Origin of the sequence: Streptomyces sp. A0958 (assembly GCF_004795035.1) — a bacterium.
GTDB lineage: Bacteria > Actinomycetota > Actinomycetes > Streptomycetales > Streptomycetaceae > Streptomyces.
In genome coordinates this window covers 183052-203959 of sequence record NZ_SSBK01000007.1, presented here as the reverse complement: position 1 = coordinate 203959, position 20908 = coordinate 183052, and the positions used below count along the sequence as shown (strand labels likewise).

The 20908-nt window shown below is 71.5% G+C and carries 19 protein-coding genes; all 19 read right to left on the bottom strand.

Annotated elements, in window-relative coordinates:
• Nucleotides 1–92 precede the first annotated feature (92 nt).
• On the bottom strand, nt 93–908 hold the full coding sequence (locus E6P78_RS10595) for a F0F1 ATP synthase subunit delta (protein WP_136203287.1): 816 nt from the start codon (nt 906–908) through the stop codon (nt 93–95).
• Nucleotides 905–1450: a F0F1 ATP synthase subunit B gene (locus E6P78_RS10590; RefSeq protein ID WP_018550041.1), complete on the bottom strand. Its 546-nt coding sequence runs from the start codon at nt 1448–1450 to the stop codon at nt 905–907. The genes E6P78_RS10595 and E6P78_RS10590 overlap by 4 nt, the downstream gene beginning before the upstream one ends.
• A gap of 37 nt (nt 1451–1487) precedes the next feature.
• Nucleotides 1488–1736 (bottom strand): ATP synthase F0 subunit C, encoded by a 249-nt coding sequence (atpE, locus tag E6P78_RS10585; protein WP_018102636.1) that lies wholly within the window; start codon nt 1734–1736, stop codon nt 1488–1490.
• 68 nt (nt 1737–1804) lie between these two features.
• Nucleotides 1805–2626, bottom strand: coding sequence for a F0F1 ATP synthase subunit A (gene atpB, locus E6P78_RS10580; RefSeq protein ID WP_206307777.1), 822 nt, complete (start codon nt 2624–2626; stop codon nt 1805–1807).
• Between the two features lie 226 nt (nt 2627–2852).
• A complete protein-coding gene (locus tag E6P78_RS10575; RefSeq protein ID WP_136203286.1) occupies nt 2853–3290 on the bottom strand; it encodes a hypothetical protein in 438 nt (145 codons plus the stop codon).
• A 262-nt stretch (nt 3291–3552) separates the two neighbouring features.
• On the bottom strand, nt 3553–4974 hold the full coding sequence (locus E6P78_RS10570; RefSeq protein ID WP_136203285.1) for an MraY family glycosyltransferase: 1422 nt from the start codon (nt 4972–4974) through the stop codon (nt 3553–3555).
• A gap of 116 nt (nt 4975–5090) precedes the next feature.
• Nucleotides 5091–6350, bottom strand: a complete 1260-nt coding sequence (gene glyA / locus E6P78_RS10565) for a serine hydroxymethyltransferase (protein WP_136203284.1) — start codon at nt 6348–6350, stop codon at nt 5091–5093.
• Between the two features lie 120 nt (nt 6351–6470).
• Complete coding sequence (locus E6P78_RS10560; RefSeq protein ID WP_136203283.1) at nt 6471–7112, bottom strand: protein-tyrosine-phosphatase; 642 nt, start codon at nt 7110–7112, stop codon at nt 6471–6473.
• Nucleotides 7109–7756 carry an L-threonylcarbamoyladenylate synthase gene (locus E6P78_RS10555; RefSeq protein ID WP_136203282.1) on the bottom strand — a complete coding sequence of 216 codons (648 nt, stop codon included), beginning with the start codon at nt 7754–7756 and terminating at the stop codon, nt 7109–7111. The genes E6P78_RS10560 and E6P78_RS10555 overlap by 4 nt, the downstream gene beginning before the upstream one ends.
• 64 nt (nt 7757–7820) lie before the next feature.
• Nucleotides 7821–8666: a peptide chain release factor N(5)-glutamine methyltransferase gene (gene prmC, locus E6P78_RS10550; protein WP_136203281.1), complete on the bottom strand. Its 846-nt coding sequence runs from the start codon at nt 8664–8666 to the stop codon at nt 7821–7823.
• Between the two features lie 52 nt (nt 8667–8718).
• Nucleotides 8719–9795: a peptide chain release factor 1 gene (gene prfA, locus E6P78_RS10545; protein ID WP_136203280.1), complete on the bottom strand. Its 1077-nt coding sequence runs from the start codon at nt 9793–9795 to the stop codon at nt 8719–8721.
• 150 nt (nt 9796–9945) lie between these two features.
• On the bottom strand, nt 9946–10170 hold the full coding sequence (gene rpmE, locus E6P78_RS10540) for a 50S ribosomal protein L31 (protein ID WP_136203279.1): 225 nt from the start codon (nt 10168–10170) through the stop codon (nt 9946–9948).
• A 143-nt stretch (nt 10171–10313) separates the two neighbouring features.
• Entirely contained in the window at nt 10314–11414 is a 1101-nt protein-coding gene (locus E6P78_RS10535) for an LCP family protein (RefSeq protein WP_136203278.1), read from the bottom strand.
• A gap of 355 nt (nt 11415–11769) precedes the next feature.
• Nucleotides 11770–13824: a transcription termination factor Rho gene (rho, locus tag E6P78_RS10530; protein WP_136203277.1), complete on the bottom strand. Its 2055-nt coding sequence runs from the start codon at nt 13822–13824 to the stop codon at nt 11770–11772.
• 405 nt (nt 13825–14229) lie between these two features.
• Nucleotides 14230–15147: a homoserine kinase gene (thrB, locus tag E6P78_RS10525; RefSeq protein ID WP_136203276.1), complete on the bottom strand. Its 918-nt coding sequence runs from the start codon at nt 15145–15147 to the stop codon at nt 14230–14232.
• A 308-nt stretch (nt 15148–15455) separates the two neighbouring features.
• The gene (gene thrC / locus E6P78_RS10520; RefSeq protein ID WP_136203275.1) at nt 15456–16526 is read right to left on the bottom strand and encodes a threonine synthase; all 1071 of its coding nucleotides are present in this window, start codon (nt 16524–16526) and stop codon (nt 15456–15458) included.
• Between the two features lie 6 nt (nt 16527–16532).
• Complete coding sequence (locus tag E6P78_RS10515; RefSeq protein ID WP_206307776.1) at nt 16533–17843, bottom strand: homoserine dehydrogenase; 1311 nt, start codon at nt 17841–17843, stop codon at nt 16533–16535.
• 125 nt (nt 17844–17968) lie between these two features.
• The gene (lysA, locus tag E6P78_RS10510; RefSeq protein WP_136203274.1) at nt 17969–19360 is read right to left on the bottom strand and encodes a diaminopimelate decarboxylase; all 1392 of its coding nucleotides are present in this window, start codon (nt 19358–19360) and stop codon (nt 17969–17971) included.
• A gap of 25 nt (nt 19361–19385) precedes the next feature.
• On the bottom strand, nt 19386–20885 hold the full coding sequence (nrtL, locus tag E6P78_RS10505) for an ArgS-related anticodon-binding protein NrtL (RefSeq protein ID WP_346765563.1): 1500 nt from the start codon (nt 20883–20885) through the stop codon (nt 19386–19388).
• Nucleotides 20886–20908: the final 23 nt, after the last annotated feature.

Here is a 20908-nt window from a genome sequence, read left to right as displayed (position 1 = left end):
GTCTGGGGGCCGACCCCCAGGAATCTTCTGCAATTTCTGCACGGCCCAACCGGGCCGCTGGTCTTGCTCTGTTCTGTTGCGCTGCGCTTGTGTCAGCCGGCCATGCGGCGGGTCGCCTCGTCGAGGCGCTCCGCGACGGTGCCGTTGATGACCTCGTCACCGACCCGCACCGCGATCCCGCCGAGGACCGAGGGGTCCACGTCCAGGTTCAGGTGCATCTGCCGGCCGTAGATCTTCGCCAGGGCCGCGCCCAAGCGCTGCTTCTGCCGGTCGCTGAGCGGCACCGCCGAGGTGACGATCGCGACCGTGCGCTCCCGGCGCTCCGCGGCGAGCTTGGAGAGGGAGTCGAGTCCCGCTTCCAGGCTACGTCCACGCGGCTGGGTGACAAGCCGCACGATGACGCGCTCGGTGGTGGGCCGCGCCTTTCCGCCGAGCAGGCTGCGCAGCAGCTCGCCCTTGGCGGCGGAGGTCGCGGTCCGGCTGGTGAGCGCGGCACGCAGACCGGTGTCCGAGGCGACGATGCGGCCGAACCGGAAGAGTTCGTCCTCCACGTCGTCCAGGTCACCGTTGCGCTGGGCGGCGGTGAGGTCGGCGGTGTTCGCCAGCTCCTCGACCGAGTCGACCAGGTCACGCGACTGCGACCAGCGCGAGCGGACCATGCCGGAGACCAGATCGACGGCTTCGCCGCCCACCTGGCCGCCGAGCAGCCGGGCTGCCAGCTCGGCCCTGGCCTCGCCGGGCTGCGCCGGGTCGGTCAGGACCCGGCGCAGCGACACCTCGCGGTGCAGCAGCGCCGTGACGCCGGCCAGGTCCTCGGCGAGCTTCGCCGCGTCGACCGACGTGCTGTCGGTCAGCGCGTCGAGACGCTCGCGTGCGGCAGCCAGTGCCTCGCGGCTCGCGCTGTTCATCGGACGGCCTCGGCCTTCGCTTCGAGCTCGTCGAGGAAGCGGTCGACGGTGCCACTCTGCCGGGCGTGGTCCTCCAGGGACTCGCCGACGAGCTTGCCGGCCAGGTCGGTGGCGAGCTTGCCCACGTCCTGGCGCAGCGCCGAGGCGGCGGCCTTGCGGTCGGCCTCGATCTGGGCGTGGCCGGCGGCGACGATCTCGTCGCGCTGGCGCTGCCCCTCCTCGCGCATTTCCTGCAGGATCACGGCGCCCTGCTCCTGCGCCTCCTGGCGCATACGAGCGGCTTCGTGGCGGGCCTCGGCGAGCTGAGCCTTGTACTGCTCAAGAACGCTCTGGGCCTCGGTCTGGGCCGCATCGGCCTTTTCGATACCGCCTTCGATGGCCTCGCGGCGCTCTTCCAGAACCTTGTTGATGTTCGGGAGGAGCTTCTTGGCGAGGAAGCCGAAGACGATGACGAAAGCGATGAGGCCAATGACGAGCTCAGGGATCGGCGGAATGAGCGGGTTTTCCGCTTCCTCCGCCGCGAGCTGAACCAGGGGGTTCACGTCAGTGCCTTCCGTCGAATGGGCTGTTCGCGACCGGTCAGGAGGTCGGGTAGACGAACGGCATGACCAGACCGATCAGGGCGAGCGCCTCACAGAAGGCGAAGCCGAGGATCTGGTTGGCGCGGATGAGACCGGCAGCCTCGGGCTGACGGGCGAGCGCCTGGGTGCCGTTACCGAAGATGATGCCGATGCCGACGCCGGGGCCGATCGCGGCGAGGCCGTAACCGATCGAGCCGAGGTTGCCCTTGATTTCGACGCCGGCGGCGAGGGTCTGGAGAGCGGACATGCCGGTTCTTCCTTCTCTTTCAATGTCCGGTGGGGGTTGGCCACCGGGTGCTTCAGGAGGTGGGGTGCTCAGTGGCCCTTGGCAAGAGCGCCCTGGATGTAGCTGCAGGCCAGCAGCACGAACACATAGGCCTGAACAGCCTGGATGAAGAGTTCGAAGGCCGTCATCACGAGGACCATCACGAACGACACACCTGCGTAGGCGATGCCGATGCCGTTGAGCATGTACCAGCTGGCGATCGTGAAGAGCAGCAGGAGCGTGTGGCCCGCGAACATGTTGGCGAAGAGTCGGACCGCGTGCGTGAACGGCCGGACCAGGAGGTTCGAGAAGAACTCGATGGTCATCGAGAGCGGCAGGACCCCGCCGAGGTTCTTGTCGTAGCCGGTGAAGTTCTTGAGGGCTCCGACGAAACCGTGCTTCTTGAAGGTCAGACCGACCCACAGGAGGTAGACGATTCCGGCGAGGATCGCCGGGTACGAGATGATCGCCGTCACGGGGAACTGGGCAACCGGGATGATGGACCAGAGGTTCATCATCCAGATGACGAAGAACAGGGAGACCATCAGCGGGACGTACTTCTCGCCGTCGCGCTTGCCGATCGTCTCGTAGACGATGCCGCGGCGGATGAAGTCGTAGCCGGCCTCAGCCGTCATCTGGAGCTTGCCGGGCACCAACTTCGGCTTGCGGAAGGCGGCCCAGAAGAAGCCAACGATGATGACCGAGCCGAGCAGGGCCAGCAGCATCGTCTTGTTGAAGTACAAGTTGCTGTCCGCGTCGCCCCAGAGGGGTTCGAACAGGAACGAGTGCAGGCCGGGTGCCGGAAAGCCACATCCGTCGAAGAGGTGGCAATCGGTCTCGAAGGCGAGCACCTGTGTCGGGTCAGCACTCACCGCGGGCTCCTTCAGCGTGGCGCATAGGTACGGCAACCTCGTTGTGTCGGCGCGGCGCACAGCCGCGGTTCGGCACTGGACTGGTGTTTCGGATGTGTGAGCGGCAGTCAGGCATGTGAGCCTCGCGATCGAGCAGGCGTCAGCTCACATGCACGCGCCCGCAGTGCCGCAGTTGGAACCGGACGATAGCAGGGTCCTGACCCCGCACTTATTCCGCCCCTACCCTTCACGCTTCGGACCCCGGTTTCCTGGGCTTCTCGCCCTTGTCGGACTCGGGTTCCACGTAAAGGATCTTGGCCTTCATGTGCGCACGCGCCTGTGCGCCGATCCACACGAGGGTCGTCGCGACCAGCGTGATCGCGAAGGCCTTCGGGTTGAACAGGGAAGTGTTCTTGAATACGGCGACGAAGATGAACAGCAGCAGGAGCTGCGCCGTGTAGAGCGCGAGTCCCATCGCCTGGAAGAGGTGGGGCATGGACCGGGCGGTCCGCTGCAGGACCATGAGTCCGATCCCCATGAAGAGGATGACCACGACCGTCCCGAAGACCGCGCCCAGGGCTCCCTTGCCGCCGGCGACACCAGCGCTGATCGCGACGGCTACGGCGCCGGCGACAGCGGTGGGTACGGCGGTCTGGAGGAGAGTCCGGACGTCGTTGGACGGCATGGCGGCAGCTCCGCTTGCAGGGGGGTGGGCAGTGTGTCGTCATGGACGAGCGTAGGCCCGGTCCGAGTCGATGCCTCGGGCCGATGGACCGTGCTACAGCAGGTCCTCCGGCTCTGTCACCGGGCTTCGTGAACGCTATCACAAACTATTTGATGAGGTCTTTACCAAGAAAGTGTGCTTGCTGTCACACGTGAGGACCAACGGACACGTGTGAGCGATGCGGACTTTGGGTTTGTCTGCTAATGGACGGCTATGCCCGGGTTCACCGGCGGGTGGAACCGGCCTCGCGGCGGTCCGCGAAACGCGATCGGTGGCCGACCGCGGTCGCTCCGTTGACGCCCGGGACACCTGCCGCGACCGGGGCAGTCGCCGCGGCCTCGCGCTCCCCCGCGCCGCCCTGCGGACCCTCCTGCGATCCGTCCGCCCCGTCCCGGTCCATCTGGCCGTCCACGGGCCCCTGTTGGCCCTCCACGGCCTCGGAAGCCTCCGCCCCGGGCCCCTGCCGTCTGCGGCGGTAGCGGGGCGGCACGAAGCGTTCCGCCCAGTGCGGCGCACGCGGGGTGAAGCGCGGCATCAGCAGCAGGATCAGCCCCAGGGCGCTCAGCCCCACGATCACCAGCACGATCCACATGGACGTCGAGTGCACCGAGTAGCCCACCGCGCCGAAGGCGATCAGCGCCGACCAGAAGTACATGATCAGCACCGACCGGCTGTGCGAGTGGCCGATCCCCAGCAGCCGGTGGTGCAGGTGGCCGCGGTCCGCCGCGAAGGGCGACTGGCCGTTCCAGGTGCGCCGCACGATCGCGAGGACCAGGTCGGCCGCCGGGATCGCGATGATGGTCAGCGGCAGCAGCAACGGGATGAAGACCGGCAGCATCGCGTGGGTCGCCTGACGCTCACTGCCCTCGAAGATCTTCATGGTGTCCGGGTCCACCTGCCCGGTCACCGAGATCGCGCCGGCCGCCAGGACGAGGCCGATCAGCATCGATCCGGAGTCGCCCATGAAGATCCGGGCCGGGTGCATGTTGTGCGGCAGGAAGCCGAGGCACATGCCCATCAGAATCGCCGCGAACAGCGTCGCCGGGGCGGCGGCCTCGATCGTGTGCCCGTACCAGAGCCGGTAGGTGTACAGGAAGAACGCGGCGGCGGCGATGAGGACCATGCCCGCCGCCAGACCGTCCAGGCCGTCCACGAAGTTGACCGCGTTGATCGTGATCACGACCAGCGCCACGGTGAGCAGCGTGCCCTGCCACGGGGTGAGGGCCACGGTGCCGACGCCCGGGATCGGCAGCCACAGGATCGTCAGGCCCTGGAGGACCATGACGGCGGCGGCGAGCATCTGCCCGCCGAGCTTGATCAGGGCGTCGATCTCGAACTTGTCGTCCAGCACCCCGATCAGCCAGATCAGCGCCGCCCCGGAGAGCAGTGCCCGCGGTTCGCTGGAGAGCTCGAAGACGCCGTCGAGGTTGGCCAGGTGGTTGGCGACGATCAGACCCGCGCACAGCCCGCCGAACATGGCGATGCCGCCGAGCCTCGGGGTCGGTTCGCGGTGGACGTCCCGGGCACGGATCGCGGGCATCGCCCCGACCGCGATGGCGAACTTACGCACCGGACCGGTGAGCAGGTAGGTCACAGCGGCCGTGACACAGAGTGTCAGCAAATAGTCACGCACGGGCTGCCCCAGAAAATGTCGCCGGCCATCTCAGCCCACACCTTAACTAGGTCGGTCCCATGGTGAGGGACACAGATGACCCCGTGATGGTTGCACGGACCGCCGTCATCGCGGACAAACGGGCGATGTCACCCGGGGTAGGGCGGGTGGAGCGCCGCCAGTTCCCGGACCCGGTCCAGGACGTCGCCCTCCCCGCGCACTGCGGCGCCGATCAGTACCGCCAGGCGTGCCATGTCCCGCTCGTCCAGGCCCTGGGTGGTGACGGCCGCGGTGCCCAGCCGGATACCCCGGGCGTCCCCGTGCGGCAGGGCGCAGGTGTCGAGCACGATGCCCGCGGCGGCCAGCCGGGCCCGTGCGGTGGGGCCGTCGACGCCGAGCGGGGCCGGGTCGGCGACGATCAGGTGGGTGTCCGTGCCGCCCGTGGTGACCTCGAAGCCCTCGTCGCCGAGGTCGGCGGCCAGCTCCCGGGCGTGCGCCACCACACGGTGCGCGTACGCGGCGAAGGACGGCGCCGCCGCCTCGCCGAACGCGACGGCCTTCGCGGCCACCGTGTGCATCTGGGCGCCGCCCTGGGTGAACGGGAAGACGGCCCGGTCGACGCGCTCCGCCAGCTCGGCGCCGCACAGGAGCATCCCGCCGCGCGGCCCGCGCAGCACCTTGTGCGTGGTCGCGCAGACCACGTCCGCGTACGGCACGGGGCTCGGCGCCGCTCCCCCGGCGATCAGCCCCATCGGGTGCGCCGAGTCCGCGATCAGGTACGCGCCGACCTCGTCGCAGATCTCCCGGAACAGCTCGTGGTCCGGGTGGCGGGGGTAGGAGATGGAGCCGCTGACGATCGCCTTGGGGCGGTGCGCACGGGCCAGGGCGCGGACCTGCGCGTAGTCGATCAGCCCGCTCTCGGGGTCCACCCCGTAGCCGATGAACCCGAACCAGCGGCCGGAGAAGTTGGCGGGCGAGCCGTGGGTGAGGTGGCCGCCGTACGGGAGTCCCATCGCCAGGACCGTGTCGCCGGGGCGCAGCAGCGCGGCGTAGGCGGCGAGGACGGCGGAGGAGCCGGAGTGCGGCTGGACGTTGGCGTGCTCGGCGCCGAAGAGCGCGGTGGCCCGCTGGACTGCGATGCGCTCGGCGGCGTCCGCCTGTGCGCAGCCGCCGTGGTGGCGGCTGCCCGGGTAGCCCTCGGCGTACTTGTTGGCGAGGGGGGAGCCGAGGGCGGCCAGGACGGCGGGCGAGGCGAAGTTCTCGGCGGCGGTGAGCTGGAGGGTGCCGGACTGCCGGTCCAGCTCCGCCAGCAGTACGCCGGCGATCTCCGGGTCCTCGTGGAGCAGGGCGCCGAAGTCCTGCGGCAGGCCGTCGGCGGCGGAGGGTGCGGCAGCGTGGGTGACCGGTATCGGGGGCTCCGGGCCTGGGGAGGAGTGGCGTCAGCGCCGATGTAGGCCCGTGTCGGGCCCGCTGCCCGCTGTCGCGGGCCCATGGTGCGCCCGGCCCGCCCCGGGCCGCCCTGAGGCCCCTCAGTGCGGCGCGGAGACGCCGGTCAGCGCGGTGACGACCGGGTCCAGGGCCTGGCTGATCTCGTCGCCGATGGACCGGAAGAACGTGATCGGGGCGCCGTACGGGTCGTACACCTCGTCGGCCTCCGCGGTCGGCGCCAGCAGCCAGCCGCGCAGCGCGGCGGCGGCCCTCACCAGGGCGCGGGCGCGCTCCACGACGCCCTCCTCGCGGGCGTCGGGCAGGGTCGCCGGGTCTATGGCCCGGACCAGCCGGGTGAATTCCTTGAGCGTGAAGGTGCGCAGCCCGGCCGAGTGGCCCATCGAGATCACCTGGGCCCGGTGGTCGCGGGTGGCGGTGAGGACCAGGTCGGCGCGGATCACGTGCTCGTCGAGCAGTTCACGGCCGGTGAAGCCGGTGGCGTCGGCCCCGAAGTCCGCGAGCACCACCTCGGCGTTGGCCTCCATCGGGGCGCCCTCGTGGCCCCAGGTGCCGGCGCTCTCCACGATCAGCCCGCCCTGGAGCGGGTCTCCGAGGCGGTCCACCAGGGCATGGCGGGTCAGCCGCTCGGTGATCGGCGAGCGGCAGACGTTGCCGGTGCTGACGTGGAGGATGCGGAAAGTGTCGGCCCGCCCCGCTATGCCACGCCCCTCGGGGGCGGTCAATTGGCCACCTCGAGGTCGGGTACCACCTTGCGCAGGTCCTCCGCGGAGAGCGCGCCGGCGCGCAGCAGGACGGGCACCTTGCCGGTGACGTCCACGATCGAGGACGGCACGATGCCCGGGGTCGGCCCGCCGTCGAGGTAGACGGAGACGGAGTCGCCCAGCATCTCCTGGGCGGCGTCGCAGGTCTCCGGCGAGGGGTGGCCGGTGAGGTTGGCGCTGGAGACGGCCATCGGACCGACCTCGGTGAGCAGTTCGATGGCGACCGGGTGCAGCGGCATCCGGACGGCGACGGTGCCCCGGGTGTCGCCGAGGTCCCACTGCAGCGAGGGCTGGTGCTTGGCGACGAGGGTCAGGGCGCCGGGCCAGAACGCGTCGACCAGCTCCCAGGCCTGCTCGGAGAAGTCGGTGACCAGGCCGTGCAGGGTGTTGGGCGAGCCGATGAGGACCGGCGAGGGCATGTTGCGGCCGCGCCCCTTGGCCTCCAGCAGGTCACCGACGCTCTGTGAACTGAAGGCGTCCGCGCCGATCCCGTACACGGTGTCGGTGGGCAGCACGACGAGTTCTCCGCGGCGGACGGCTGACGCGGCCTCGCGCAGACCCGTCGTACGGTCGGTCGCGTCGTTGCAGTCGTATCGCCGTGCCATCAGCCGGCCTCCTCAAGCATGTACGGGTAGGGCTGGTACGGGTCGTACGGGTGACGGGCCCCGGTCACGGCATCGCCTTGCGGGCCGTGGCGAACCGGGGGCGCCGGTTGAGGTCGGGGTGGTCGGCCGCGTCGGCCCAGCCCCGCTCCTCGGTGAAGATCCAGGGCACCTGGCCGCCCTGGGTGTCGGCGTGCTCGATGACGACGAGGCCGCCGGGGCGCAGCAGGCGGTGGGCGGTGCGCTCGATGCCGCGGATGGTGTCGAGGCCGTCCTCGCCGGAGAAGAGCGCCATCTCGGGGTCGTGGTCGCGGGCCTCGGGCGCCACGTACTCCCACTCGGTGAGCGGGATGTACGGCGGGTTGGAGATGACCAGGTCGACCTGGCCGTCGAGCTCGGGCAGGGCGGTGAGCGCGTCGCCGCGGTGCACGGTGACCCGGGAGTTCTCGGCGTTCTTCCGGGTCCACTTCAGGGCGTCCTCGGACAGCTCCACGGCGTGCACGCGGGAGCGCGGCACCTCCTGGGCCATGGCGAGGGCGATGGCGCCGGAGCCGGTGCACAGGTCGACGATCAGCGGCTCGACGACGTCCATCGCGCGGACGGCGTCTATGGCCCATCCGACGACCGATTCGGTCTCCGGCCGGGGCACGAAGACGCCGGGTCCGACCTGGAGCTCCAGGTAGCGGAAGAAGGCGCGTCCGGTGATGTGCTGGAGCGGTTCGCGGGCCTCGCGGCGGGCGACGGTCTCCCAGTAGCGGGCGTCGAAGTCGGCGTCCGGCACGTTGTGCAGCTCGCCCCGCTTGACGCCGTGCACGAACGCGGCGAGTTCCTCGGCATCGAATCTCGGTGAGGGAACACCGGCGTCGGCCAGCCGCTGGGTGGCCTGGGCCACCTCGGCGAGCAGCAGGTTCATCGCGGTTCTCCGTACGGGGTCACGAGCGGGGCGGTGGGCTCAGGCGGTGGGCTCAGGCGGCGGCGAGCTTGGCCGCGGAGTCGGCGTCGACGCAGGCCTGGATCACCGCGTCCAGGTCTCCGTCGAGCACCTGGTCCAAGTTGTACGCCTTGAAGCCGACGCGGTGGTCCGAGATGCGGTTTTCCGGGAAGTTGTACGTACGGATCTTCTCGGACCGGTCGACCGTGCGCACCTGGCTGCGACGTACGTCCGAGGCTTCCTGCTCGGCGGCCTCCTGGGCGGCGGCCAGCAGCCGGGAGCGCAGGATGCGCATGGCCTGCTCCTTGTTCTGGAGCTGGCTCTTCTCGTTCTGGCAGGAGGCGACGACGCCGGTGGGCAGGTGCGTGATGCGGACGGCGGAGTCGGTCGTGTTGACGGACTGGCCGCCGGGGCCCGACGAGCGGTAGACGTCGATGCGCAGGTCGTTGGCGTGGATCTCGACGTCCACCTCCTCGGCCTCGGGCGTCACGAGGACGCCGGCGGCGGAGGTGTGGATGCGGCCCTGGGACTCCGTGGAGGGCACGCGCTGCACGCGGTGCACGCCGCCCTCGTACTTCATCCGGGCCCACACGCCCTGGCCGGGTTCGGTGGCCCCGTTGCCGCCCTTGGTCTTCACGGCGACCTGGACGTCCTTGTAGCCGCCGAGCTCGGACTCGGTGGAGTCGATGATCTCGGTCTTCCAGCCGACGCGCTCGGCGTAGCGCAGGTACATGCGCAGCAGATCGCCGGCGAACAGCGCGGACTCGTCGCCGCCCGCCCCGGCCTTGATCTCCAGGAGCACGTCCTTGTCGTCGCTGGGGTCGCGGGGTACGAGCAGGAGGCGGAGTTTCTCGGTGAGGTCCTCGCGCTCCTTCTCCAGGTCCTTGGCCTCGGCGGCGAAGTCCGGGTCGTCGGCGGCGAGCTCGCGGGCGGTGTCGATGTCGTCACCGGACTGCTTCCAGGAGCGGTACGTGGCGACGATCGGGGTCAGCTCGGCGTAGCGCTTGTTGAGCTTGCGCGCGTTTCCCTGGTCGGCGTGGACCGCGGGGTCCGCGAGCTGCTTCTCGAGATCGGCGTGCTCGCCGATCAGTTCCTCGACCGCCTCGAACATCTTCGGGCTCCTGGTTCCTTCGCTGGTCGTGCCTGCCGGCCGGCGGTTGCCTGCCGGGCGGGGTGCGGAGGGTTCCGTGCCCCGGCCGGAAAAAACGCCGGCCACGGCGCCCCCGGGAAGAGGGCGCCGCGGACCGGCGCGGACGGCTCGCTACTTGCTGGCGGTGCCGGCGGCCTTGCCGAAGCGGGCCTCGAAGCGGGCCACGCGGCCACCGGTGTCGAGGATCTTCTGCTTGCCCGTGTAGAACGGGTGGCACTCGGAGCAGACGTCGGCACGGATGGTGCCGCTGTCCAGCGTGGACCGGGTGGTGAACGACGCGCCACAGGTGCAGCTGACCTGCGTCTCGACGTACTGGGGGTGGATGTCGCGCTTCAAGGGTTTCTCCTAGGTTCGGGAGGGCACCGGGTCGTACGCGCGGATTGCGCGTCCGTGAACCGGGGCCGACGTACCAGTCTGCCAGGACCGGCCGTATCTCCCAAAACCGGGGTGGACGGCCAGGTATTCCCCGGCGGACCGGATCACTGGACGATCCGCCCCGCGTCGCCCTTGTCGCCGGCCGACTGCTCGGTGGCGGAGGCGGGGATCGGGCGGTCCCGGCGCAGCGCGTCCCACACCTGCTCGGCGGCCTTCTCCAGCGGGACGACGCGGTTGGGGTCGGCGGGGTCGTACCGCACGGGCAGGGTCACCATGTGGACGTCGTCGGAGTCGAGCCCCTTGAGGCCGCTCGCGAAGCTGGCGAGCTTGGTGACCGAGCCGAGGTCGGAGTCGGTCGTGATGGCCTTGGTGGCGGTGTCCGCGATGCCGTAGAGCTTGGTGCCGTCGAGGACGCCGACGCTCCTTGCCTGCTGCATCAGCGCCTTGATGAAGGCCTGCTGGAGCTGGATGCGGCCGAGGTCGCTGCCGTCGCCGACGCTCTTGCGGGTGCGGACCAGGCCGAGGGACTGCTCGCCGTCCAGGGTGTGGGTGCCGGGTGCGAGGTTCAGATGGCTCTTGGGGTCGTTGATCGCCTGCCGGGTGGTGATCTCGACGCCGCCGAGCTTGTCGACCAGCTCCTTGAAGCCGGTGAAGTCGACCTCGACGTAGTGGTCCATGCGTATCCCGGACATCGACTCGACGGTCTTGACCGCGCAGGCCGGTCCGCCGACCTCGTACGCCGTGTTGAACATCGCCCGCTGCTGTCCGGCGACGGGCCGGCCGCTCTCGTCGCCGGTGCAGTCGGGCCGGGTGACGAGGGTGTCGCGCGGGATGGAGACCACACTCGCGGACTTGTGGCCCTTGTTGACGTGGACGACCATCGCGGTGTCCGAGCGGGCCGCGCCCTCGTCGGTGCCGTACTCGCCGTTGGCGCCGGAGCGGGAGTCGGAGCCGAGGACGAGGATGTCCTCGGAGCCGTTGTCGACGTTGACGGGGCGGTCCTTGCCGAGCGCGGTGTTGATGTCGACGGCCTGGAGGTTGCCGTTGAGGTGGACGTAGGCGTACCCGAGCCCCGCTCCGCCGACGACGATCACGCCGGCCAGGCTCCAGACGGCTGTGCGGGTCGCCCTGCGGCGGCGGGACGGCCTTCTCCGGCGCTTGCCGGTGGCCCGTATTCGGCTGCTGCTCCCGCTCTGCTCGCTCATCGGTCTCCTCGTTCCGTCGACTGCTCCCGGCTACCCCCTGCAGCGGTGTTCGGGCCTCTGTGCCGCTTTGTCGCTGTTGTTCGTCACTCATGGGTACGACGCGGCGGCGACAAGAAGGGTTGCACAGCCCCCCGTGACCTCCGGGTAAGCACCGGACGGCCTCCGGGCGGGCGGAGACAGCCGGTGATCCGGCGTTCACCTGCGGTTTCGTGGCGCCTACAGGCAACCGGCGGCGGCCGAGGGCGGGGGCGGCCGTGTGGCGAAGGTCTCGGAACGGCCACGGCGTACGGCACAGGGCCGCCCCCGCACCGGAGTGCGGGGGCGGCCCTGTGTCCTGCTGCCGGAGGGACTACGACTAGTCGTTGTTGCCCGGGGCCGGCGTGGTCTTCTGGATCTGGAGCAGGAACTCCGCGTTGGACTGGGTCTTCTTCATCCGGTCCAGAAGGAGCTCGATGGCCTGCTGCTGGTCGAGGGCGTGGAGCACCCGGCGCAGCTTCCAGACGATCCCCAACTCATCGCTGCCGAGCAGGATTTCCTCCTTGCGGGTGCTGGACGCGTCGACGTCCACCGCCGGGAAGATCCGCTTGTCGGAGAGCTTGCGGTCGAGCTTGAGCTCCATGTTGCCGGTGCCCTTGAACTCCTCGAAGATCACCTCGTCCATGCGCGAGCCGGTCTCGACCAGCGCGGTGGCCAGGATGGTCAGCGAGCCGCCGTCCTCGATGTTGCGCGCGGCACCGAAGAAGCGCTTCGGCGGGTAGAGCGCGGTCGAGTCGACACCACCGGACAGGATGCGCCCGGAGGCCGGGGCGGCGAGGTTGTACGCACGTCCCAGACGGGTGATCGAGTCCAGCAGGACGACCACGTCGTGACCCAGCTCGACGAGGCGCTTGGCGCGCTCGATGGCCAGCTCGGCGACGGTGGTGTGGTCCTCGGCGGGACGGTCGAAGGTCGAGGAGATGACCTCGCCCTTCACCGACCGCTGCATGTCGGTGACCTCTTCCGGACGCTCGTCCACCAGGACGACCATCAGGTGGCACTCGGGGCTGTTGACCGTGATCGCGTTGGCGATGGCCTGGAGGATCATGGTCTTACCGGTCTTCGGCGGGGCCACGATCAGGCCTCGCTGGCCCTTGCCGATGGGGGCGACCAGGTCGATGATCCGCGTCGTCAGGACGTTGGAGTCGGTCTCCAGGCGGAGCCGGTCCTGCGGGTAGAGCGGCGTCAGCTTCTGGAACTCGGGGCGGCCGCGGCCGGTCTCGGGCGCCATGCCGTTGACCGAGTCGAGGCGGACCAGCGCGTTGAACTTCTCGCGGCGCTCGCCGTCCTTGGGCTGGCGCACGGCACCGGTGACGTGGTCACCCTTGCGCAGGCCGTTCTTGCGGACCTGGGCGAGCGAGACGTACACGTCGTTCGGGCCCGGCAGGTAGCCGGAGGTACGGATGAACGCGTAGTTGTCGAGGATGTCCAGGATGCCCGCGACGGGGATCAGGACGTCGTCGTCGCTGACGGGCGGGGCGTCGCTCGCGAAGTCGTCGCGGCCACGACGGCCGCGGCGGTCGCGGTAGCGCCCGCGCCGGCCGCGCCGGCCGCCCTCGTCATCGAAGCCGTCGTCCTGGGGGCCGCCGCCACCCTGGTTCTGTCCCTGGCCGCCGCTCTGGCGCCGACCGCCCTGGCCGCCGCCCTGGCCGCCGCCCTGGCCGCCGCCCTGGTCGTCGCCCTTGCCCCGGCGGTCGCGCTGGCGCTCACGGCGCTCACCGCGGTCGCCCCGCTCACCGCGCTGGCCGCGCTCCTGGCGGTCCCCGCGACGCCCCTCGGCGTTGTCCGCGGCGGCCTCGGCCTTGGCCTCGGGGCGGTCCTCGGCGGGAGCCTCCTGCTTCTGCTCCTGCTTCGGCTCGTCCTGCGCCCGGTCCTTGGTCTGCGCCTTGGCGTCCGGCTTGTTCTCCGGGCTGCCCGCCTGAGCGGTCGCGCGGCGGCGACGGCGCTCGCCCGCGGGCTGCTCGTCGCTGGCCGGCTGGCCGGGGATGTCGATCTGCTGCTGGGCCGCGGCCTTGTCGGCGGGCTCGGCGGCCGGGGTCTCGTCGCCCGCACCGGTGCGCGCCTTGGAGGTCGCGCGGCGCTTCGGCTTGGTCTCCGCGGCCTCGGCGGGGGCGGCGGCCTTGGGCGCGGAGGAGCCGCCGCCGGCCTGGGCCTCCTTGATGACCTCGATCAGCTGGCTCTTGCGCATCCGCGCGGTGCCCTTGATGCCGAGGCCGGACGCGACCTGCTGCAGCTCGGCCAGGACCATGCCCTCAAGGCCGGTGCCGGAGCGGCGGCGCCGTGCGGTGGTGCCAGTGGCAGCACCTTCGGCGGGCGCGGCGCTGTCGACGCTCTTGTCGGCAGTCACGCCCATCAGATCGGTGGTGTCGCTCACGAAGGGTCCTTCCCTGGAGCGGACGTCGGCCTTCTGGCTCGGCGACCGGTTGTGCTGTCCGGCTTCGGTCCTCGGTGGTGCGGACCGTGCCGGGGCGGTGGTCCGCCGGGTAGAACGGCGGAGAGATGAACGTGTGCATGGGCCCGGCGCGAGCATCCCCCTGCTCGGCCCACTCCTGGACGAGCGAGGGGTGTCGTGCCGGTTCCGGAGCGTGCTCGCAACTGCTCAGGCAGGCTGCTCAGGCAGTTGGGGAGGCTCCCGGAAGAAATGGTGGTCCCGGAAAGGGACACGGAGCAACGCGCCTCATGGACGTCGATTGCAGACTTGAGATTAACACTACCGGCTCCAACAAACATTCCCCCTCTCACTCACCGGCAATCACTTCTGGGCCAGCAGCCTCCCGCTCTAGGGAGCGAGCGGCAGGACGCTCGCGCCCTGGGCGTCGAGAGTGAGCCGGTTGGCCGCCCACCCCTCGCCCGCCAGTCGGGCGACCTTGTCGGCCGCACCGTCCTCGGCCAGTGCCAGCACCGTCGGTCCGGCGCCGGAGATGACCGCCGGGACGCCCTCGGCGCGCAGCCGGCCCACGAGTTCCACGCTCTCGGGCATGGCCGGTGCCCGGTAGTCCTGGTGCAGCCGGTCCTCGGTGGCCGTGAGCAGCAGCTCGGGCCGCCTGGTCAGGGCCTCGACGAGGAGGGCGGCGCGGCCCGCGTTGAAGGCGGCGTCGACGTGCGGGACGGTGCGCGGCAGCAGTCCGCGGGCGGTTTCGGTGAGCACCGGCTTGCCGGGGACGAAAACCACCGGAACGATGGAATCCGCTGGGTTCATCCTGATGGCGCGGGCCGACGCTCCGTCCATCCAGGCGAGCGTGAATCCGCCGAGCAGGCAGGCCGCGACGTTGTCGGGGTGGCCCTCGATCTCGGTGGCGAGCTCCAGCAGGGCCGCGTCGTCGAGGCGGGCGTCGCCGCCGGTCGTCACGGCGCGGGCGGCGACGATGCCGGCGCAGATGGCGGCGGAGGACGAGCCGAGGCCGCGGCCGTGCGGGATGCGGTTGGCGCAGACGATCTCCAGGCCGCGCGGCTGTCCGCCGAGCAGGTCGAAGGCGGTGCGCAGGGACCGTACGAGCAGGTGCTTCTCGTCGCGGGGCAGGGTGTCCGCGCCCTCACCGGCGATGTCGATGTGCAGTCCGGAGTCGGCGACGCGGACGACGACGTCGTCGTACAGGCCGAGCGACAGGCCGAGGGCGTCGAAACCGGGGCCCAGGTTGGCGCTGGTCGCGGGGACGCGCACCCGGACGGCGGCGGCTCGGAAGGCGGGACCGGCCATCGCTGTGACGACTCTCCTTGTGAGGCGGCGGGGATTCGGGGCGCTGCGGCTGCGGGGGATTGTTCGGGGGGAGTCGCAACGGCCCGGGCACCCCGGCAGATGCGGCGGGGCGGGTTGGGTACAGCTTATCGAAGGAAGGTTCTGTGGCGACATAGGGCGCACGGGAGGCGCACGATGCGTGTCGCACCCCCGCGGTGCGCTCTCCGGCCAGGAAAGGGCCGGTCGGGCGGTGTTTCTGACGACGCGTTGTCACCGTCGCGCCCCGGGGGCCCGTCGTGCGGACCGGGCTCCCGGGGTGCGCCGCGCTGTCAGGCCAGGCCCAGCTTCTCGGCGGCGGCGGCCGCGTCGACCGGGACGGTGACCGGCTGCGGGGCGCCCGCGACGGCCCAGTCCGGGTCCTTGAGGCCGTTTCCGGTCACCGTGCAGACGATCCTCTGCCCGGGGTCGACCTTGCCCTCTTCGGCGGCCTTGAGCAGTCCGGCCACGGACGCGGCCGACGCGGGCTCCACGAAGACGCCCTCCTGGGAGGCCAACAGCCGGTAGGCGGAGAGGATCTGACGGTCCGTGACCTCGTCGATGAAGCCGCCCGACTCGTCCCGGGCGGCCAGCGCGTAGTTCCAGGAGGCCGGGTTGCCGATCCGGATCGCGGTGGCGATGGTCGACGGGTCCTTGACGACCTCGCCGCGCACGATGGGCGCGGAGCCGGAGGCCTGGAAGCCCCACATGCGCGGCTTGTGCGTGGACATGCCGTCGCCGGCGTACTCGGTGTAGCCCTTCCAGTACGCGGTGATGTTGCCCGCGTTGCCGACCGGCAGGACGTGGATGTCCGGGGCGTCACCGAGCGCGTCCACGATCTCGAACGCGGCGGTCTTCTGGCCCTCGATACGGACCGGGTTGACCGAATTGACCAGCGCCACCGGGTAGTTGTCCGAGAGCGAGCGGGCCAGCGTCAGGCAGTCGTCGAAGTTGCCGTCGACCTGGAGGATCTTGGCGCCGTGCACCAGCGCCTGGCCCATCTTGCCGAGCGCGATCTTGCCCTGCGGCACGAGGACGGCGCAGACCATGCCGGCCCGGACCGCGTACGCGGCGGCGGAGGCGGAGGTGTTGCCGGTGGAGGCGCAGATGACGGCCTGCGCGCCCTCCTCCTTGGCCCGGGTGATGGCCATGGTCATGCCGCGGTCCTTGAAGGACCCGGTGGGGTTGGCGCCCTCGACCTTGAGGTGCACCTCGCAGCCCGTGCGCTCGGAGAGGACCTGAGCGGGGACGAGCGGCGTACCGCCCTCACGGAGCGTGACGACCGGCGTCGTGCTCGTGACCGGGAGACGGCCCCGGTACTCCTCGATGATGCCGCGCCACTGGTGGGTGCCCTTGGTGGTCATGGGTCCTTACTCCCCTTCAACACGCATGATGCTGGCGACACCGCGCACGGTGTCGAGCTTGCGCAGCGCCTCGACGGTCCCGGAGAGGGCGGCGTCGGGCGCGCGGTGGGTGACGACGACGAGGGAGGCCTCGCCGCCGGATTCCTGACTGTCCGGCCGGCCCTTCTGGCGGACCGTGTCGATGGATACGCCCTGTTCGGCGAAGACCGTCGCGACCTGGGCGAGCACGCCAGGCTTGTCGGCCACGTCGAGGCTGATGTGGTACCGCGTGACGACGTCGCCCATGGGGCTCACCGGCAGACGCGTGTACGCGGACTCGCCGGGCCCGGGGGCCTCGTTGAGTTTGTTGCGGCAGACGGCCACGAGGTCGCCGAGGACCGCGGACGCGGTCGGCGCCCCGCCCGCGCCGGGGCCGTAGAACATCAGCTGCCCGGCCGCCTCCGCCTCCACGAACACCGCGTTGTACGCCTCGCGCACGGAGGCCAGCGGGTGGCTGAGCGGGATCATCGCGGGGTGCACCCGGGCCGTCACCGAGGCCCCGTCGGCGGCGCGCTCGCAGATGGCGAGGAGCTTGACGGTGCAGCCCATGCGGCGGGCGGAGGCGATGTCGGCGGCGGTGACCTCGGTGATGCCCTCGCGGTGCACGTCGCCGATCCGCACCCGGGTGTGGAAGGCGATGCCGGCCAGGATCGCGGCCTTGGCGGCGGCGTCGAAGCCCTCGACGTCGGCGGTCGGGTCGGCCTCCGCGTACCCGAGGGCGGTGGCCTCGTCCAGCGCCTCGGAGTAGCCGGCGCCGCTGGTGTCCATCTTGTCGAGGATGAAGTTGGTGGTGCCGTTGACGATGCCGAGCACCCGGTTGACCTTGTCGCCCGCCAGGGACTCGCGCAGCGGGCGTACCAGCGGGATGGCGCCGGCCACGGCGGCCTCGTAGTAGAGGTCCCGGCCGTGCTGCTCGGCGGCGGCGTGCAGGGCGGCGCCGTCCTCGGCGAGCAGCGCCTTGTTGGCGGAGACGACGCTCGCGCCGTGCTCGAAGGCGGTGGTGATGAGCGTACGGGCGGGCTCGATGCCACCGATGACCTCCACGACGATGTCGATGTCGCCCCGTTTGACCAGGGCGGTCGCGTCCGTGGTGATCAGGGCGGGGTCGATGCCCTCACGCACCTTGGAGGGCCGGCGCACGGCGACGCCGGCGAGCTCCACCGGCGCGCCGATGCGCGCGGCGAGGTCGTCGGCGTGCGTCGTCATGATGCGCGCCACCTCTGAGCCGACCACTCCACAGCCCAGCAGCGCCACCTTCAGCGGACGCGTACGCATCATCCGACCTCGTTTCCTTTACATCTGTTGTACGGACCAGTCTCACTCACCGGACGGGCGTTCCCGCCGCCCGTCCGGATTCTGAGATGTTTACGGGGGCTCCGTGGTACTCCCCCGGAAATACGGCATCAGCCGACGTCGAGACGCAGGAGATCTTCCTCCGTCTCGCGCCGGACGACGACCCGCGCCCGCCCGTCGCGCACGGCGATCACCGGCGGGCGCAGGGCGTGGTTGTAGTTGCTCGCCATGGAGCGGCAGTACGCGCCGGTGGCGGGCACGGCGATCAGGTCGCCGGGGGCCAGGTCGGACGGCAGGAAGGCGTCCTTGACCACGATGTCGCCGCTCTCGCAGTGCTTGCCGACGACCCGGACGAGCATCGGTTCCGCGTCCGAGGTGCGCGAGGCGAGCGTGACGCTGTACTCGGCGTCGTACAGCGCGGTGCGGATGTTGTCCGACATGCCGCCGTCGACGCTCACGTAGGTGCGCAGCCCCTCCAGGGGCTTGATGGTGCCGACCTCGTACAGCGTGAAGGCGGTCGGGCCGACGATGGCGCGGCCGGGCTCGACGGAGATGCGGGGGGTGGCGAGCCCGGCCGCCTCGCACTCGCGGGTGACGATGTCGCCGAGCGACTTGGCGATCTCGTGCGGTTCGCGCGGGTCGTCCTCGGAGGTGTACGCGATGCCGAGGCCGCCGCCGAGGTCGATCTCGGGCAGTTCGACGCCGTGCTCGTCGCGCACCTCGGCGAGCAGCTGGACGACGCGGCGGGCGGAGACCTCGAAGCCGGCCATGTCGAAGATCTGCGAGCCGATGTGGGAGTGGATGCCGATGAGTTCGAGCCCGTCCAGGGTGAGCGCCCGGCGCACCGCTTCGGCGGCCTGTCCCCCGGCCAGCGCGATGCCGAACTTCTGGTCCTCGTGGGCGGTGGCGATGAACTCGTGGGTGTGCGCCTCGACGCCGACGGTGACCCGGATCTGTACGGGCTGGCGCCTGCCGAGCCGCCGCGCGATGTGCGCGACGCGGACGATCTCCTGGAAGGAGTCGAGGACGATGCGCCCGACGCCCGCCGAGACGGCCCGCTCGATCTCCTCGACCGTCTTGTTGTTGCCGTGGAAGGCGATGCGCTCGGCGGGCATCCCGGCGTCCAGGGCGGTGGTCAGCTCGCCGCCCGAGCAGACGTCGAGGTTGAGCCCCTCCTCCTTGAGCCAGCGCACGACGGCCCGGGACAGGAACGCCTTGCCGGCGTAGAAGACGTCGGCGCCGGGCCCGAAGGCGTCGGACCAGGCGCGGCAGCGGGCCCGGAAGTCGGCCTCGTCCAGGAAGTAGGCGGGGGTGCCGAACTCCTCGGCGAGACGGGAGACTTCGATCCCGCCGACGGTCAGGGCGCCGTGCTCGTCCCGGGTGACGGTGCGGGACCACACCTTCTCGTCCAGGGCGTTGAGGTCGTCGGCGGGGGCGGTGTAGTGGCCCTCCGCCATGACGTCGGCGTGACGGGGCCCGGCGGGGTGTGCGGATCGGCTCATCGTGTGGCTCTGCTCTCTCGGGTCTTCAGAGGTGTTCGGGCGCGCTGACGCCGAGCAGGGACAGGCCGCCGGCCAGCACCGTCCCGGCGGCTTCGGCGATGGCCAGCCGGGAGCGGTGGGCGGCCGAGGGTTTCTCGTCCCCGACGGGCAGCGGTGGGGCGGCGTCGTGGAAGTCGAAGAAGGCGCCCGCGACCGCTTCGAGGTGCCGGGCGAGCCGGTCGGGTGCGCGGTGCCGGGCGGCGGCGGTGAGCACGGCGGGGTAATCGGCGAGCAGCGCGAGCAGGGTGGGCGCCTCGTGGGCCTCGATGCCCTCGCCGGGGCCGGCGGCGGTGAGCCCGAGCAGCGCGGCGCCCCGGCCGAGCGCGCGGGCGCGGGCGTGTGCGTAGCGGACCCGGAAGAGGGCGTTGGCCTCGGTCTGCACGAGGAGGTCCGGTCCGAGAGCGGCCCGGTCGTGTCCGGCGGGCCGGAGCAGGCCCCAGCGGGTGGCGTCGGGGCCGAGGCGGGTGAGCAGTGCGGCGGCGGTCTCGCCGGCGGGGACGGGGCGTATCGGGGCCGGCGGGGTGGGGGTCCCCGGACCGGCAGGGGCGGGCCCTTCGACCGCCCGGCCTCCGTGCGCGTCGGCCCGCTGCCGGCCCGCAGCAGGCGCGGCGGGCGGCTGCCCGTGTCCGTCGGCGGCGGCGCCCAGCACCTGCCGGCTCGCGCCGGCCTTCCCGGCCGCCGGCTTGCCGTACGCGTCGGCACTCACCCCGAGCCGCGTCCAGTCCGCGTCCGGCTCCCCCTCGCAGCTGACGCGTACGAGGGCGCCCTGGGCGCGCCGGAGGCGGCGGACGGCGTCGGCGGTGACGGCGTCCGCCGCCTGCCGGCCCGCGCCGGGCCGCTGCCCGTGGGCGTCGGCGGCGACGCCGGGCGGCTGCCGGTCCGCGCCGGGCCCGGCCGGCGGCTTCCCGTACGCGTCGGCGGCGACCCCGAGCCGAGCCCAGTCCGCGTCCGGCTCCCCCTCGCAGCTGAGGCGTACGACGGCCCCCTGGGCGGTCAGCAGCCGGCGGACCGCGTCGGCGGTGACGGCGGCCCGGACCTCGCGGGCGTGGACGACGCCCAGTCGCTGTCCGGCGAGGTCGTCCCCGTACCCGTACCGCTCCCCCTCCTCCCGCACCCGGTGCACGAGGGCGTGGTGTGCGGCGGCGCCGGCGGAGGCGTCGAGCGTGAAGTTGAGGAAGCCGGGGCCGGTGATCTCGACGCTCGCGATGCCGGGCGCTCCGGCGAGCCGGTCGCGGAGGATCTCGGCCACCTCGCGGGCGGACAGTGCGGCGGGCCCGGCCAGCTGGAGCGCGACGGCGCTGGCGTAGTCGCCGTGGCCGCCGGGCCGAGTCCTCTCCACCCGTACGCGCGCGGGCACGGGCGCGCGCAAGGCGTCCTCGCTGACCGCACGCCGCACGGCGTGCAGCACGGTCGCGGAGAGGTCGACGGGGGTCACGGGTCCAGCGTATGGGAGGAGGGGGGGCCCTTCGCGAACCGGTTTCGCCATGCGGTCAGCCATCGGGCCCGTCC